Origin of the sequence: Stappia indica (assembly GCF_009789575.1) — a bacterium.
Lineage (GTDB): Bacteria > Pseudomonadota > Alphaproteobacteria > Rhizobiales > Stappiaceae > Stappia > Stappia indica_A.
The window spans coordinates 4,210,109-4,224,040 of sequence record NZ_CP046908.1; the positions used below are offsets into that span (position 1 = coordinate 4,210,109).

The following is a 13,932-nucleotide window of genomic DNA, read 5'->3' on the forward strand; positions in this document are numbered from 1 at the left end:
GAAGACGCCGGCCCGCCGTGCGGCCGGGTCCTCCGGCAGCCTTGTCCCCGTTTGCGAGACTTGCGAGGAATTTTGCGAAATCCCGTCTCAATTTCCGCGAAAATTGACGCAAGGCCCCGCAATTTCGCGAAATCCGCGAAACGCCGAGGACCGAGCCCGATCCGCCGGCCGGACCGTCGCGAGCTGACGGTGTATCGTCAAAAATATCAAGGGCAAGTCACCGGCGGGCGACACTGCCGCCGCGCCGGTGCCATGGCGCCCCGGGCGGAGCGTCGCGAAAACGGGGATAAGGTTTTTGGGAGAGGCATCGGCGCTGTCGGATGATCGGACAGGCAGGAAAGCCGTTCGTCCGCGCGGCTGATCGCCCCACAGTCCTCGTCCGTCAGTTCTCGCCCTCGCGGTCGAGGCCGAACTCCCGGACCAGGAACTCGACGGTCTTCTCGTCGTAGATCTTGCAGGCAATGTTCTGGTTGGCGAAAATACCGGAGTAGGTCTTGGCGTTCGACCGGTCGACGGTCTTCTTCCAGTCGATGCCGATCACATAGGCCCGCTTTTCCGGGTCGTCGCCGAACTCGGTAAAATAGCCGCGCGGCACGGCCTCGACGAGGGGTCGGCCATCCGCGATGAGGAAGTCGTCGGCGGGCTGCATCTCGGAGCGCACCACGCCATGCCCGAGATAGCCGGTGTTCTTCTGGTAGAAGAACACCCGGTCTCCGACCTTCAGCCGGGCCAGCCCGTCCGAATACCACTTGCCGCCCGAGGCGACGACATAGCCGTGGCGGCGCAGGTCCTCCCAGGGCACGTCGCTTTCGGCGCCGGCCGTCAGGTACCAGTAGCCGCTCCAGGGCGCGCGGGTGCTGCGGGTGGCGCGCTCGGCGACCTCCTCCTGCTCCAGCAAGGTGTCGGTCGACAGCCACTGGACGCCCTGGTCCTCGAAGACGTTGAAGAAGGCGACGTTGATGCCGACGCCGTGCACCTCCGACAGGTATTCGATGATGCGCGTGGTCGTCTCGTCCATGCTGCCGGCGACGATCATCATCTGGTGCGAGGCGTTGAGCGTGTCGGGGGGCGGCACTGAGAAGCGCTCGCGATAGACCTCGTCGAGGGTGCGGCCGGTCTTTTCCAGGCAGAGCGCGTGCACGTCGCGGGTCGACAGGGACACCACCCAGGAGGCGTAGTCGAGCACCTGGGCGACGATCTCGCGCGGGGTGCGGTCGCGCTTCAGCTCGATGATGATGAGCGAGCCGTCCTTGTCCATCGCCAGCAGGTCGATGCGCCCGCGATTGGCGATCATCACCTCGCGGCCGATCACGACGCCATGGATGCCGACAAGGCCGAGATTGTCGCGCACCCAGTCCTGGATCATCGCCTCGTTGGCGAGCCTGGAGCGCGCGGCGCGCACCAAGGCGCCATTCTCGATCCGGAAAAGTTCGCTCATGTTTCCCTGAAAGCCCCTTGTTGCAAATGCCTGATCTCAAATCGTCCCGGCGCCGGAAACAGGCGGCGCGGGGCACGCGTCAGGTTGCGCAAGGGACGCGCGGAACACAAGCCTTTCCCGCCCCTCACGCCCCCTTGCGGATGAAGACGGCGTCTTCCCAGTCGGGGTCGACGCGCGGGTAGAGCGTGACGACGTCGGGATCGTGGCCGGGCAGGATCTCGCAGCCGGCCTCGATCAGCTCGTGCAGCACGCGGTAGCCCTCGACCGTGCGGAAATAGTCGGCGAAGACCGGAAAGATCTGGCCGTCGGTCAGGTAGCGGCGCAGGTGCAGCGCGTCGGAGGCGATGACCAGCGGCGTCTCGCCGTCGACGACCAGGATCTGCAGCCCCTTCGAGTGGCCGCCGACGAGGCGGGCGGTCAGGCCCGGCAGCAGCGTGTAATCCCCCTCGTGGAAGCACACCCGGTCGCGGTAGACCATCTCCACCGCCGTCTTGACGTCCTCGACCGCGAAGGGCTTGCGCATGCGGGCATGGCACATGCAGCGCCCGGTCGCATAGGCCATCTCCGCGTCCTGCAAATGGATGGTCGCGTTGGGAAAATGGCGCAGGTTGCCGGCGTGGTCGTAGTGCAGGTGGGTGATGAAGACGTCGGTGACGTCCTCCGGCTCCACGCCGATGCGCTTCAAGGCTTCGACCGGGTGGGTCAGCAGGATCCGCTGGCGCGCCGCGCCTTCCTCAGGCGCGAAACCGGTGTCGACGAGGACGGTCCTGTCCCCGTTGCGGCAGAGCCAGATATAATAGTCGAGACGGGCCTCGCCCTCGTGCGGGTCCGGGTCGAGGACGGCATGGCCGGGGGGCAGGTCCTTGGTGGCATAGCGCAGCGCGATGACTTCCCACGGATTTGCGGGCCACGGGGCTGCCGGCCCCTTGAGGGACTGCGCGCGGCCGGGCGCGGGGAAGCCGGGGGTCTTGCTGGTCGTCGTCATGGGAACCTCCCTCCCTGGTCTGCCTGCAGGCCGATGCCGCAGAGGGGTGCGGCAAACGGAAACGGACAGGTTGTCTGACAATCTGTCATTTCCGGTCTATACTCGCCGGCGCGCCAGATGTCTAACATCGAGCGCAGCCGCATTCGGATATGCTATGGAACGCGGAGCAACCGGTGCGCGACAGGCCGGACGGAAGAAAGTGGAATCGATGGAACAGGCGAGACTGAGAATCTCGAAACAGCGCGCGACGATTCGGCATCTGGTAGAAGAGAAGATGCGCGAGCTGATCGCCACCGGTCATTTCAAGCCGGGCGACCGTCTCATCGAACGCGAACTCTGCGAGACGCTCGACGTCGGCCGCACATCGGTGCGAGAGGCACTGCGGCAGCTGGAAGCAGAAGGCCTGATCCGCACCGAGCCGCATCGCGGTCCCATCGTCACCAAGGTCTCCTTCGAGGAGGCCCAGCAGCTCTACCAGCTGCGTGCGCTGCTGGAAGGGTTTTGCGGCGCCGAATTCGCCGCCAAGGGCACCGACGAGGAGCACCGGCGGCTGCATGCGGCCTGCGAGGCCTTCGCGGCGGCCGCCGAGGGGCACGCGCCGACCGAGCAGCTGGTCGCGCGCAAGGCGGAGTTCTATCGCTGCCTGATCGCGGGCGCGCGGAACATCTATGTCGAGGACATGCTGACCTCGCTGCACAACCGGGTCTCGATGCTGCGCGCAACGACGATGACCCAGCCGCACCGGCTGCCGAAAAGCGTCGAGGAAATCCGCGACATCACCAAGGCGATCTGCGCCCGCGATGCCGAGTGGGCGCGCCGCGCCAGCATCACCCACGTGGAGGAAAGCAGCAAGATCGCCCTGCAGCTGCTGAGCGACGCGGAAGTCGCCTGAGGGAAGGCCTCTCCTTGGCGTCATTCCGGCCGCAGGCGAAGCCGGAGAGCCGGGAACCAGGGGTGCCCTCAGCGGGAGTGAGGCGGGAGGCGCCCACCCCACCCCCGGCTGTCATACCTGCGAAGGCAGGTATCCAGTATCCGCCGGGGCGAGTGGTGTCGCGAAAGCAGCAACCCGAGGCCGTCCGGCGGCGGTGCCGAAGCCTGGGCCGCGCCACCTGTGGTTACTGGTTCCCGGTCTCCGGCTTCGCCGGAACCGGGATGACATTCGGCGTGTAGGCGCGCGCCGCTGTGTCGCCGCAGCCACTGTTCCCCCCTGCTGCTCACCCCCCTCTGTCGGCTTTCGCCGACATCTCCCCCTCAAGGGGGGAGAGTGGAGCTCGCTGCTCGGCCGGCGCGTCCTCGCCGCAGCTCTGGCAACCAATAGGCCCCGGCTCGCGCTACGCTTGGCCGGGGTGACGGCCGAGGGGATGCGAGGTCGTGCCTCGTTCTCGGAGGTCATCAACTCATATCGTTGAGGTGGTCTCTCATTCTTGCGTTGAGGATGACGACGATCTTTCTCATGAGCGCGGTTAGGGCGACGATGGGCTTCTTTCCGTTTGCGATGAGCCTCTGGAAGACGGGTCGCAGCGGCCCTTTGCAGCGTGCGGCGCTGAGGGCGGCCATGAAGAGGATGGAACGGATCTGCGGGCGTCCGCCGCGGGTCTTGCGGTAGCCCTTCAAGGTTCCGCTGTCGTTGGGGTGTGGGGCAAGGCCCGCCAGGGATGCGGCCTGCTTTCCGGTCATGGTGCCGAGCTCGGGCATGGCGGCGGCCAGGGAGATGGCGGTCCTTGGCCCCACGCCCGGCAGCGAGCGGTAGAGGGCGATACGCCTTGCGAGCAGGGTGCATTGCGCGCAAAGGCCTGCGATGGCCGTGTCGATGGTCTCGATCTGGCGGTCGAGCGTTCTGACGAGGCTCCTGCAGGAGGCGACGACCAGGGTGCATCCGGGCGACTTGGCGCGGTTGAGTTCGGCGCCGCGAATGGCCATGAGGTCGTGCCTGCGGGCGACGAGCGCGGCGAGTTGCGCCTGGGTGCGATCGGCCGGGCGGTGGAGCGGCAGGTGGCGCCACCGCTCCTGGCCATAGGCGGCCAGCAGTGCGGCATCGATGGCATCGGTCTTGGCCAGTCGCCCGAAGGAACGGGCGAAGGCCCTGGCCTTGAGGGTGTCGGCGCGGTGGCAGGCGATGCCTGCGGCCGCGAGCTCTGCCAGCAGCAGGGCTTCGTGGCCGCCGGTCGGCTCGCAGACGATGAGCGTCCCGGAGGGCAGGCCGGCGACCAGCTTGCGGATCGCCCGGGCCGTGTTGGCCACGGTGCTGGCCCCGGTGCTGGCCACGGTGCAGGCGGCGGTGCCCGGCGCCGGACAGACGGCAAGGGTCAGCTTCGACACGTCGATGCCGACGACGTGGGACGGGGCATGTTCCAGAAAGGCCATGGCGGTGGTATCCTGATCGTGCTTCGGATTGTTCGCGGGCGTGGTGTCAGCCAGAGGCCCAATCAACTCTCCAAGCGGGAAAAGGAAGCGGCAGGGACCATGATGACGACGGGCGAAAGCCCAATCACGGTCCGGTCGCCTGCCACTGGTCTCCCGGCGGTTCAGGCCGGGAGACCACCCAAACTCTACCATCTCTCCAGACGAACAATCCCGGCCGCAGGCGAAGCCGGAGAGCCGGGAACCAGGGGTGCCCTCAGCGGGAGTGAGGCGGGAGGCGCCCACCCCACCCCCGGCTGTCATACCTGCGAAGGCAGGTATCCAGTATCCGCCGGGGCGAGTGGTGTCGCGAAAGCAGCAACCCGAGGCCGTCCGGCGGCGGTGCCGAAGCCTGGGCCGCGCCACCTGTGGTTACTGGTTCCCGGTCTCCGGCTTCGCCGGAACCGGGATGACATTCGGCGTGTAGGCGCGCGCCGCTGTGTCGCCGCAGCCACTGTTCCCCCCTGCTGCTCACCCCCCTCTGTCGGCTTTCGCCGACATCTCCCCCTCAAGGGGGGGAGAGTGGAGTTCGCTGCTCGGCCGGTGCGTCCTCACCACCGCTCTGGGAACGAATAGGCCCCGGGTCGCGCTTCGCTTGCCCGGGGTGACGGCCGAGGGGATGCGGGGTCGTGCCTCGTTCTCAGAGGTCATCCCGGCCGCAGGCGAAGCCGGAGAGCCGGGAACCAGGGGTGCCCTCAGCGGGAGTGAGGCGGGAGGTGCCCACCCCACCCCCGGCTGTCATACCTGCGAAGGCAGGTATCCAGTATCCGCCGGGGCGAGTGGTGTCGCGAAAGCAGCAACCCGAGGCCGTCCGGCGGCGGTGCCGAAGCCTGGGCCGCGCCACCTGTGGTTACTGGTTCCCGGTCTCCGGCTTCGCCGGAACCGGGATGACATTCGGCGTGTAGGCGCGCGCCGCTGTGTCGCCGCAGCCACTGTTCCCCCCTGCTGCTCACCCCCTTTCGTCGGCTGCGCCGACATCTCCCCCTCAAGGGGGGGAGAGTGGAGTTCGCTGCTCGGCCGGTGCGTCCTCACCACCGCTCTGGGAACGAATAGGCCCCGGGTCGCGCTACGCTTGGCCGGGGTGACGGCAGAGGGGATGCGAGGTCGTGCCTCGTTCTCGGAGGTCATCCCGGCCGCAGGCGAAGCCGGAGAGCCGGGAACCAGGGGTGCCCTCAGCGGGAGTGAGGCGGGAGGCGCCCACCCCACCCCCGGCTGTCATACCTGCGAAGGCAGGTATCCAGTATCCGCCGGGGCAGATGGTGGCGCAAAGCTGGCCGCCACCGGCGGTTCGGCGGCAGGGCTGAGGCCCGACTTCAATCGTACGAGTGTACTGGATCCCGGTCTTCGGCTTCGCCGAAACCGGGATGACATCCTTTGGTCGGGGTTTGCGCGGGCGTGTTCTTGCTGCCGCTCTGGGAACGAATAGGCCCCGGGTCGCGCTACGCTTGCCCGGGGTGACGGCCGAGGGGATGTCAGGACCGTGCCGCTTTCTCGGGGGACGGCAGAGGGGAGGCGGGGCCGGGCCTCCGTCTCGGGCTGAGGTTCAAGCTTTCTCCCAACCCGGCGTCCCCCAACCTGCGCCTCCCAACCGCCTCCTGACCTCCCGCCTGTCCCCTCCCAACCACCCTTCTTGCGCATTTTCACACCCGTATCGCGATCTTGGCCGCGGCAGGTTTGCCTGCAAGCGCAGGCACTTGCGCGACTGATTGACAGATTGTCTGATAATCTGATAATGCCGACCTGTCAGTTATGCAGAGGCTGAAAGCCAGGGAGTTACGGAAAATGGTCGAGCAACCGGTCGCCACAAAAATCGCCTTCATCGGCCTTGGGCGGATGGGGCTGCCGATGGCGGTCAACCTGGTCTCGGCCGGCTACCAGGTCACCGGCTACGACCGCGCGAAGGAGGCTTGCGATGCCTTCGCGGCCAAGGGCGGCGCAGCGGCGGACAGCGCCCGCGCGGCGGCAAGCGGCGCGGATGTCGTCATCACCATGCTGCCGACCTCGGCCATCGTCGCCTCCTGCCTCATTGGCGAGGAGAACGCGCTGGCGGACGCGGCGCCGGGCGCGCTGGTGATCGACATGAGCTCGTCGGTGCCCGCCGACACGCTGAAGCTCGCCGAGGAGCTGAAGGCGCGGGGCCTGGCGCTGGTCGATGCGCCGGTCTCCGGCGGCGTCGGCAAGGCCATCGACGGCACGCTGGCGATCATGGTCGGCGGCGAGGCGGGCGATGCGGCCCGCGCCGAGCCGGTGCTGAAGGCGATGGGCGACCGCATCTTCCTCGCCGGCAAGCTGGGCGCCGGCCATGTGATCAAGGTGCTGAACAACTACGTCTCGGCGGCCGGTGCGCTGGCGGCCGTGGAGGCGCTGATCGTCGGCCGCGAATTCGGCCTCGACGAGGGCGTGATCACCGACATTCTCAACGCCTCGACGGGGCGGAACAACACGACCGAGAACAAGGTCAAGAAGTTCATCCTGTCGGGCGCCTTCAACTCCGGCTTCGATCTGGCGCTGATGTCCAAGGATATCGGCATCGCGGCGGGGCTTGCCGGCGATCTCGGCCTCGACATGAAGCTGCTTTCGCGCACCTCGCAGGAGTGGAACGCGGCAACGGACGAGCTGCCGGCCGGCGCCGACCACACCGAGATCTACCGCTATGTCGACGGCGGCTCGCGCCTTGGCTGACCTGCTCGCCACCCTTGTCGGCCGGCTGCAGGCCGCCTCCGGCGATCCGGAGCTGACGCGACTGTCGCCGGGCCTCGCCGTGGCGCTGGCGATCCGTGCGGGCGGTGCGCGCGCCGTGCTGCGGATCGAGGCGGGCAGGGTGGAGCCGGCGGGCGCGGACGCGTCTGCCGATATCGAGATGCATCTGGGCGAGGGCGTGCTGGAGAAGATGCTTCAGGTGCCGCCGCCGCCGCGCCACCAGGGCTTCACGGCGCTGCAGATCGCCAATCCGGATGTCGAGGTGACGGGCGATGCGCTGGGGCTTGCCAGGGCACGCGCCGCGCTGGAACGGCTGTTCGAGATGGCGCTCGCCGCCCCCGAGCTCGCCGCGCCGGAGCGCAGCCGCCGCACCGACGGGATTGCCGGGCGCCGGGTGGTGCTCGCTTGCGCCGAAGGGCCGCTCGAGATCCACACCGACATTGCCGGGCGCAAGGGCGCGGTGCCGCTGGTCTTTTTGCATACGGCGGGGGCGGATGCGCGCCAGTTCGAGGCGCAGATGGCCGACAGCGCCTTGGGCGATGCCTACGAGCTGCACGCGCCGGACATGCCGTTCCACGGGCGCTCGATGCCGCCGCTTGGCTGGGACGGCGCGCCTTACACCCTGACGGCGGAGCGCTATCTCGACTGGGTGCGGGCCTATCTGGCGCAGGTCGTCGGCCGGCCGGCGATCCTTGCCGGCTGCTCGATGGGCGCGGCGGTGACGCTGGTCTGCGCGGCCCGCGCGCCGGAGCTGCTGCGCGGCGTGCTGCCGATCGAGCCGCCCTACCGCTCCAAGGGGCGGATCAACCGGGGCCAGAACGACGTCGGCGTCCATGCCGGCCTGCACAACGGCGCCTTCGTGCGCGGGCTGATGGCACCGACCTCGCCGGAAGGCTATCGCCGCCGCGCCGCCTGGATCTACTCGCAAGGGGCGCCGGGCGTCTATCAGGCGGATCTCGGCTTCTACTCGCTGGAATTCGACGGCGAGGAGATCGCCCCGATGGTCGATGCCGCCCGCCTGCCGGTGGTGCTGCTGTCGGGCGCCTACGACTACTCGGCAACGCCACAGGACGGTGCGCGGCTCTGCGCGCTGATGCCGGGCGCGCGCCAGATCGTCATGCCCGATCTCGGCCATTTCCCGATGACCGAACATCCCGACCTTTTCGCCGGCTACCTGGATCAGGCGCTGGCGCTTCTCGCCGCCGGACCCGGCGCCCCCTCTCACTCGTGAGCAACTGAAGGAAGCAACGATGACCACCAAGACCATGCGCCCCGACGGCACGCCGGCCGGCGAGCGCTTCGAGGCCGGCCTCAAGACCCGCCGCGAGGTGCTGGGCGACGACTACGTGAACGCCTCCGTCAACAAGGCGACCGACTACAACTGGCCGATGCAGCAGCTCGTCACCGAATACTGCTGGGGCGATGTGTGGAACCGCGAGGGCCTCGGCCGCCGCGAGCGCTCGATCCTCAACCTCGGCATGATCTCGGCGCTCGGCCGCAGCCACGAGCTGCGCCTGCATGTGCGCGGCGCGATCAACAACGGTCTCACCAAGGAAGAGATCCGCGAGATCATGCTGCAGGTCGCCATCTATTGCGGCGTTCCGGCGGGCATCGACAGCTTCCGCACGGCCCAGGAAGTCTTCGACGAAATGGGCATCTGAACTGCGCAGCGCCCGGAGCGATATCCGGGCAAACACCCCTGGGAGGAACTCAACATGACCAAAGACACGTCCAAGTCCGCGTTCAGCCTGTCGCGTCGCCAGATGCTGGCGGCCGGTGCCGCAACGGCGCTGACCATGCCGTTCTACGCGCGCCGCGGCTTTGCCGCCGACACGATCAATGTCGGCGTGATCCAGCCGCTGTCGGGCGCCAATGCCCAGTTCGGCATCAACTCGCGCAACGGCATCCAGCTGGTCGCCGACGAGATCAATGCCGCCGGCGGCATCAAGTCGATGGGCGGGGCGAAGATCAACCTGATCATCTCCGACGCGACGTCCAACCCGACGCAGGCCGCAACCGTGGCGCAGCGCATGATGTCGCAGGACGGCGTGTGCGCGGTGCTGGGCGCCTTCGCCTCGTCGCTGACGCTGGCGATCTCCGAGGTGACCGAGCGCCGCGGCGTGCCGCTGCTCACCATGTCCTTCTCGGACCAGGTGACGGGCCGCGGCTTCCGCAACATCTTCCAGGTGGTCTCCAAGGCCTCGCAGCTGGGCTCGGCGACGATCACCCACACGCTGGATCTGGCCCGCAAGGCCGGCGACGAGATCACCAAGATCGCCATCATGTACGAGGACACCGCCTACGGCACCTCGCAGGCCGGCGGCCTGCGCGCCGCGGCGGAGGCCAACGGCATCGAGGTGGTGATGGACGAGGCCTATCCGCTGGGCATCACCGACGTGTCGCCGCTGATCAACCAGCTGCGCCGCACCGAGGCCCAGGCCGTGTTCCCGGTCTCCTACCTGAACGACAGCCTGCTGATCATCCGCAACATGCGCCAGCAGGGCATCAACCTGCCGACCATCGGCGGCGCGGCCGGCTACATCATCCCGGACTTCCGCAACGGTCTCGGGGAACTGGCCGACGACGTGCTGTCGATCTCGCCGGCGGCCTACGACCAGGCACCGGAGTTCACCGAGCGGTTCCGCGAGCGTTTCGGCTACTTCATGGTGCACGAGGCGCAGGAGCACGCGGCCTGCATGGGCGTCCTCGCCTCGGCGCTGGAGAAGGCCGGCAACGCCGACCCGCGCCAGCTGCGCGACGTCATCGCCGCCGAGACCTTCGACGAGGGTTGGGCCACCGTCATGTCGGGCGGCAAGATCAAGTTCGACGAGACCGGCCTCAACATCCACGCGGTGCCGATGATGGTGCAGTGGCGCGGCGACGAGCTGGTGACCGTCGCCCCGGCGGACTACGCCAAGGCCGAGGCCGTCTGGCACAGCCTCTGATCCCGACATCACGCCCCCGCTGAGGGGCTGCCAGGCTGCCGGGAGGGCTTCATCGCCCTCCCGGCGAACCTTGTGAGGGGACAATGGAATACCTCATCATCCTGCTTCAGACCCTGCTCGACGGGATCATGATCGGCGGCGTCTACGCGGTGCTGGCGATCGGCCTCAGCCTCGTCTTCGGCGTCATGCACATCGTCAACTTCGCCCATGCGGAATTCATGATGATCGGCATGTTCATCGGCTGGGCATGCTGGCACTTCTTCGGCCTCGACCCGATGCTCGGCGCCTTCATCGCGCTGGCGGTGACCTTCTGCTTCGGCATGGTGCTGCAGCGCGTGCTGATCCGCCCGGTGCTCGGCGCGCCGCAGGTCGCGCAGATCTTCCTGACCGTCGGCATGCTCTTCGCGCTGGAAAACGCCGCGCTGATGATCATGGGCGCGGAATACCGCTCGGTGACGACGCCGTACCAGACCCAGTCGCTGACGCTGTTCTCCTACGGCAGCGAGCGCTTGCTGGTGGGCATGGACAAGCTCTACGCCTTCCTGATGGCCCTGCTGTCGGGCAGCGCGGTGTGGCTGTTCCTCAACAAGACCCGCTTCGGCGCGGCCATGCGCGCGACCTCGCAGGACCCGATGGCGGCCAAGCTGATGGGCGTCAACACGGACCTGATGTATTCGGTCGCCTTCGGCCTCGGCGTCGGCACCACCGCCTTCGGCGGCTCGGTCGTGCTGCCCTACATCACCGCCTCGCCGGCGGTCGGCTCGGGCTATGCGGTGCTGCTGTTCACGGTGGTGGTGCTCGGCGGCCTCGGCTCGGTGACCGGGGCGATCATCGGCGGCATCGCCGTCGGCGTCATCCAGTCCTTCTCCGCCCTGTTCATGCCGATCCAGCTGCAGAACCTCGCCCTGTTCGTGGTGTTCATCCTCGTGCTGGCGCTCCGGCCGGAAGGCATCGTCGCCCGGAGGCGTTCATGACCCGCTCCAACACGCTTTCCATCGCGCTCCCGGCGCTGGTGGTCCTGGCGCTGATCATTGCCCCTCTCGGGCTCGATCCCTTCGGCTACACGCTGCGCATCCTGTGCCTGATGCTGCTGTTCTGCGCGATGGGCCAGGCCTGGAACATCGTCGGCGGCCTCGCCAACCAGATCTCGCTCGGCCATGCCGCCTATTTCGGCATCGGCGCCTACAGCTCGACGATCCTGTTCGGCTCGCTCGGCGTCTCGCCGCTGATCGGCGTGTTCGTCGGCATGTTCCTGGCGGCGATCTTCGCCCTGGTGCTGTCGCTGCCGACGCTGAGGCTCAAGGGCCACTACTTCGCGCTGGCAACGCTTGCCGCCGGCGAGGTCGCCCGCGTCGTCGCCAACTCCTGGACCAGCCTGACGGGCGGCCCGGTCGGCATCTCGGTGCCCTACCGCCCCGATGCCGGCTTCTGGGCGCTGCAGTTCCAGACCGTGCTGCCGAACTACTACCTGTTCCTCGGCGCGATGGTCCTGGTGTCGCTGGTGTTCTGGCTGGTCCAGACCTCGGCCTTCGGCTACCGGCTGCGCGCGATCAAGGAGAACGAGACGGCGGCCGAGGTGATCGGCGTCAACACCTACCGGGTGAAGCTGCATGCCTCGATCCTGTCGGCGGTGCTGACCGCGATGCTCGGCACGCTCTACGCCCAGTTCCAGTTCTTCTTCGATCCCGACACGATCTTCGGCGTGGCGACGATCTCGGTGAAGATGGCGCTGATCGTGATCCTGGGCGGAGCCGGCCGGCTCTACGGTCCCTGGGTCGGGGCGGCGGTGATCATCCCGCTGGAAGAGATGGCCAACTCCTATCTCGGCAACTCCATCGCCGGCCTGTCGCAATTCGCCTACGGCGTGCTGCTGATCGTGGTGATCCTGCTCAACCCGCGCGGCCTGATCTCGCTGTTCGAGTCCCTGCGCGACCGGCTCAAGGGGAGGCAGCGCGCATGAGCGGCCATCTTCTGGAAGTGCGGAACGTCACCCGGCGCTTCGGCGGCCTGGTGGCCAATTCCGACGTCACCTTCACCGTCTCGCCGGGCGAGATCATCGGCCTGATCGGCCCCAACGGCGCGGGCAAGACGACGCTGTTCAACGTGCTGGTGGGCATCTATCCGCCGAGCGCGGGCGAGGTGATCTTCGACGGCAAGAGCATCGGCGGGATGAAGCCGCACCAGATCGCCAAGGCCGGGCTGACCAAGACGTTCCAGAACGTCGCGCTGTTCGGCGAAACCTCCGTGCTCGACAATGTCGTGACCGGCGGGCTGGTCAACCGCAGCCTGACGGATGCGCGCCGCTTTGCGGCCGAGTGCCTGGAGCGGGTCGGCATCGGTGCCATCGCCGGCAAGAAGGCGGGCGACCTGTCCTTCCCCGAGCGTGCCCGCGTCGAGGTGGCCCGTGCCCTGTGCACCTCGCCCAAGCTCCTGCTGCTGGACGAGGTGATGGCGGCGCTGACGCCGGCGGAGATGGAGGAGGTCATCGAGCTCGTGCGCTCCCTGCGCGACGAGGGCATGACCTTCATCGTCGTCGAGCACCACATGAAGGCGGTGATGAAGCTGTGCGAGCGGCTGATCGTGCTGAACTTCGGCGAGATGATCGCCGACGGCACGCCGGAGGAGATCGCCGGCAACCGCAAGGTGCTGGACGCCTATCTCGGCGCCAATTTCTCGACGCAAGGGGAGGGCCACTGATGCCGGCCTCAGCCAAAGACAAGGACGTCCTGCTGGACATCGGCGAGCTGACCGCCGGCTACGGCGCCCAGCCGGTCCTGCACGGCATCTCGCTGCATGTGGTGCGCCACGAGTTCGTTGCCGTGATCGGCGCCAACACCGCCGGCAAGAGCACGCTTTTGCGCGCGATCTCGGGCCTTCTGCCGCAGTGCAAGGGCCGCATCGCCTTCGACGGCAAGGACCTGACCAAGCTGAAGGCGCACGAGATCGCCGGGCTGGGCATTGCCCATGTCCCGGAGGGGCGCCATGTGTTCCCGGAGATGACGGTCGAGGACAATCTCCGCATGGGAGCCTATGCGCGTGCCGACCAGGCGGCGACGCAGCAGGCGCTGGAGCGGGTGTTCGAGCTGTTTCCGCGGCTGAAGGAGCGGCGGGCGCAATATGCCGGCTCCATGTCCGGCGGCGAGCAGCAGATGGTGGCGGTCGGCCGCGGCATGATGCTGGAGCCCAAGCTGCTCATCCTCGACGAGCCGAGCCTCGGCCTTGCGCCGCTGGTCGTGGAGGAAATGCATCAGCGCTTCCTCGACATTCACCGCTCCGGCGTTACGGTGCTGCTCGTCGAGCAGAACGTCTCGCTGGCCCTGCACAGCGCGGAACGCGCCTATGTGATGTCCTCGGGCTCCATCGAGATCGAGGGCTCGGCGCGCGAGCTGCTGCACGACGACCGCATTCGCAAGGCCTATCTGGGCATCTGACGGCGCAAGGCCCGATGCGGGCCTTGCCCCCGC

General features: G+C 67.9%; 12 protein-coding genes. 9 read left to right on the forward strand and 3 right to left on the reverse strand.

Translation table 11 applies throughout. From position 1 onward, the window contains the following. Positions 1-382: 382 nt before the first annotated feature. Together GH266_RS19570 and GH266_RS19575 are read right to left on the reverse strand one after the other, a co-directional pair. Positions 383-1,438: an endonuclease NucS domain-containing protein gene (locus GH266_RS19570; RefSeq protein ID WP_158195325.1), complete on the reverse strand. Its 1,056-nt coding sequence runs from the start codon at positions 1,436-1,438 to the stop codon at positions 383-385. Positions 1,439-1,562: 124 nt separating this feature from the next. Beyond that, positions 1,563-2,423: an N-acyl homoserine lactonase family protein gene (locus GH266_RS19575; RefSeq protein ID WP_158195326.1), complete on the reverse strand. Its 861-nt coding sequence runs from the start codon at positions 2,421-2,423 to the stop codon at positions 1,563-1,565. Between the two features lie 274 nt (positions 2,424-2,697). Between GH266_RS19575 and GH266_RS19580 the strand changes: the two genes are divergently transcribed. Further along, complete coding sequence (locus GH266_RS19580) at positions 2,698-3,315, forward strand: GntR family transcriptional regulator (RefSeq protein ID WP_199270381.1); 618 nt, start codon at positions 2,698-2,700, stop codon at positions 3,313-3,315. 500 nt (positions 3,316-3,815) lie between these two features. On the opposite strand, the gene GH266_RS19585 is transcribed toward GH266_RS19580, so the two are convergent. Continuing rightward, entirely contained in the window at positions 3,816-4,787 is a 972-nt protein-coding gene (locus GH266_RS19585; RefSeq protein ID WP_158194981.1) for an IS110 family RNA-guided transposase, read from the reverse strand. Positions 4,788-6,605: 1,818 nt separating this feature from the next. Between GH266_RS19585 and GH266_RS19590 the strand changes: the two genes are divergently transcribed. The 8 genes from GH266_RS19590 (at position 6,606) to GH266_RS19625 (ending at position 13,899) form a co-directional block, all read left to right on the forward strand. Further along, a complete protein-coding gene (locus GH266_RS19590) occupies positions 6,606-7,505 on the forward strand; it encodes an NAD(P)-dependent oxidoreductase (RefSeq protein WP_158195328.1) in 900 nt (299 codons plus the stop codon). Further along, positions 7,498-8,754, forward strand: coding sequence for an alpha/beta fold hydrolase (locus GH266_RS19595; protein WP_199270382.1), 1,257 nt, complete (start codon positions 7,498-7,500; stop codon positions 8,752-8,754). Before GH266_RS19590 ends, GH266_RS19595 begins: the two co-directional genes overlap by 8 nt. A 19-nt stretch (positions 8,755-8,773) precedes the next feature. Continuing rightward, on the forward strand, positions 8,774-9,184 hold the full coding sequence (locus GH266_RS19600) for a carboxymuconolactone decarboxylase family protein (RefSeq protein ID WP_244953722.1): 411 nt from the start codon (positions 8,774-8,776) through the stop codon (positions 9,182-9,184). A 54-nt stretch (positions 9,185-9,238) separates the two neighbouring features. Next, entirely contained in the window at positions 9,239-10,468 is a 1,230-nt protein-coding gene (locus GH266_RS19605; protein WP_199270383.1) for an ABC transporter substrate-binding protein, read from the forward strand. Between the two features lie 83 nt (positions 10,469-10,551). Next, on the forward strand, positions 10,552-11,442 hold the full coding sequence (locus tag GH266_RS19610) for a branched-chain amino acid ABC transporter permease (RefSeq protein WP_199270384.1): 891 nt from the start codon (positions 10,552-10,554) through the stop codon (positions 11,440-11,442). Then, positions 11,439-12,428, forward strand: a complete 990-nt coding sequence (locus GH266_RS19615) for a branched-chain amino acid ABC transporter permease (RefSeq protein ID WP_158195330.1) — start codon at positions 11,439-11,441, stop codon at positions 12,426-12,428. Before GH266_RS19610 ends, GH266_RS19615 begins: the two co-directional genes overlap by 4 nt. Then, positions 12,425-13,165, forward strand: coding sequence for an ABC transporter ATP-binding protein (locus GH266_RS19620; protein ID WP_158195331.1), 741 nt, complete (start codon positions 12,425-12,427; stop codon positions 13,163-13,165). Before GH266_RS19615 ends, GH266_RS19620 begins: the two co-directional genes overlap by 4 nt. Continuing rightward, complete coding sequence (locus GH266_RS19625) at positions 13,165-13,899, forward strand: ABC transporter ATP-binding protein (RefSeq protein WP_158195332.1); 735 nt, start codon at positions 13,165-13,167, stop codon at positions 13,897-13,899. Before GH266_RS19620 ends, GH266_RS19625 begins: the two co-directional genes overlap by 1 nt. Positions 13,900-13,932: the final 33 nt, after the last annotated feature.

Coding starts and splice junctions, on each gene's coding strand:
- GH266_RS19570 (WP_158195325.1), bottom strand. CDS start 1,438: ATGAGCGAACTTTTCCGGATCGAGAATGGCGCCTTGGTGCGCGCCGCG.
- GH266_RS19580 (WP_199270381.1), top strand. CDS start 2,698: ATGCGCGAGCTGATCGCCACCGGTCATTTCAAGCCGGGCGACCGTCTC.
- GH266_RS19610 (WP_199270384.1), top strand. CDS start 10,552: ATGGAATACCTCATCATCCTGCTTCAGACCCTGCTCGACGGGATCATG.
- GH266_RS19605 (WP_199270383.1), top strand. CDS start 9,239: ATGACCAAAGACACGTCCAAGTCCGCGTTCAGCCTGTCGCGTCGCCAG.
- GH266_RS19585 (WP_158194981.1), bottom strand. CDS start 4,787: ATGGCCTTTCTGGAACATGCCCCGTCCCACGTCGTCGGCATCGACGTG.
- GH266_RS19590 (WP_158195328.1), top strand. CDS start 6,606: ATGGTCGAGCAACCGGTCGCCACAAAAATCGCCTTCATCGGCCTTGGG.
- GH266_RS19620 (WP_158195331.1), top strand. CDS start 12,425: ATGAGCGGCCATCTTCTGGAAGTGCGGAACGTCACCCGGCGCTTCGGC.
- GH266_RS19600 (WP_244953722.1), top strand. CDS start 8,774: ATGACCACCAAGACCATGCGCCCCGACGGCACGCCGGCCGGCGAGCGC.
- GH266_RS19575 (WP_158195326.1), bottom strand. CDS start 2,423: ATGACGACGACCAGCAAGACCCCCGGCTTCCCCGCGCCCGGCCGCGCG.
- GH266_RS19615 (WP_158195330.1), top strand. CDS start 11,439: ATGACCCGCTCCAACACGCTTTCCATCGCGCTCCCGGCGCTGGTGGTC.
- GH266_RS19625 (WP_158195332.1), top strand. CDS start 13,165: ATGCCGGCCTCAGCCAAAGACAAGGACGTCCTGCTGGACATCGGCGAG.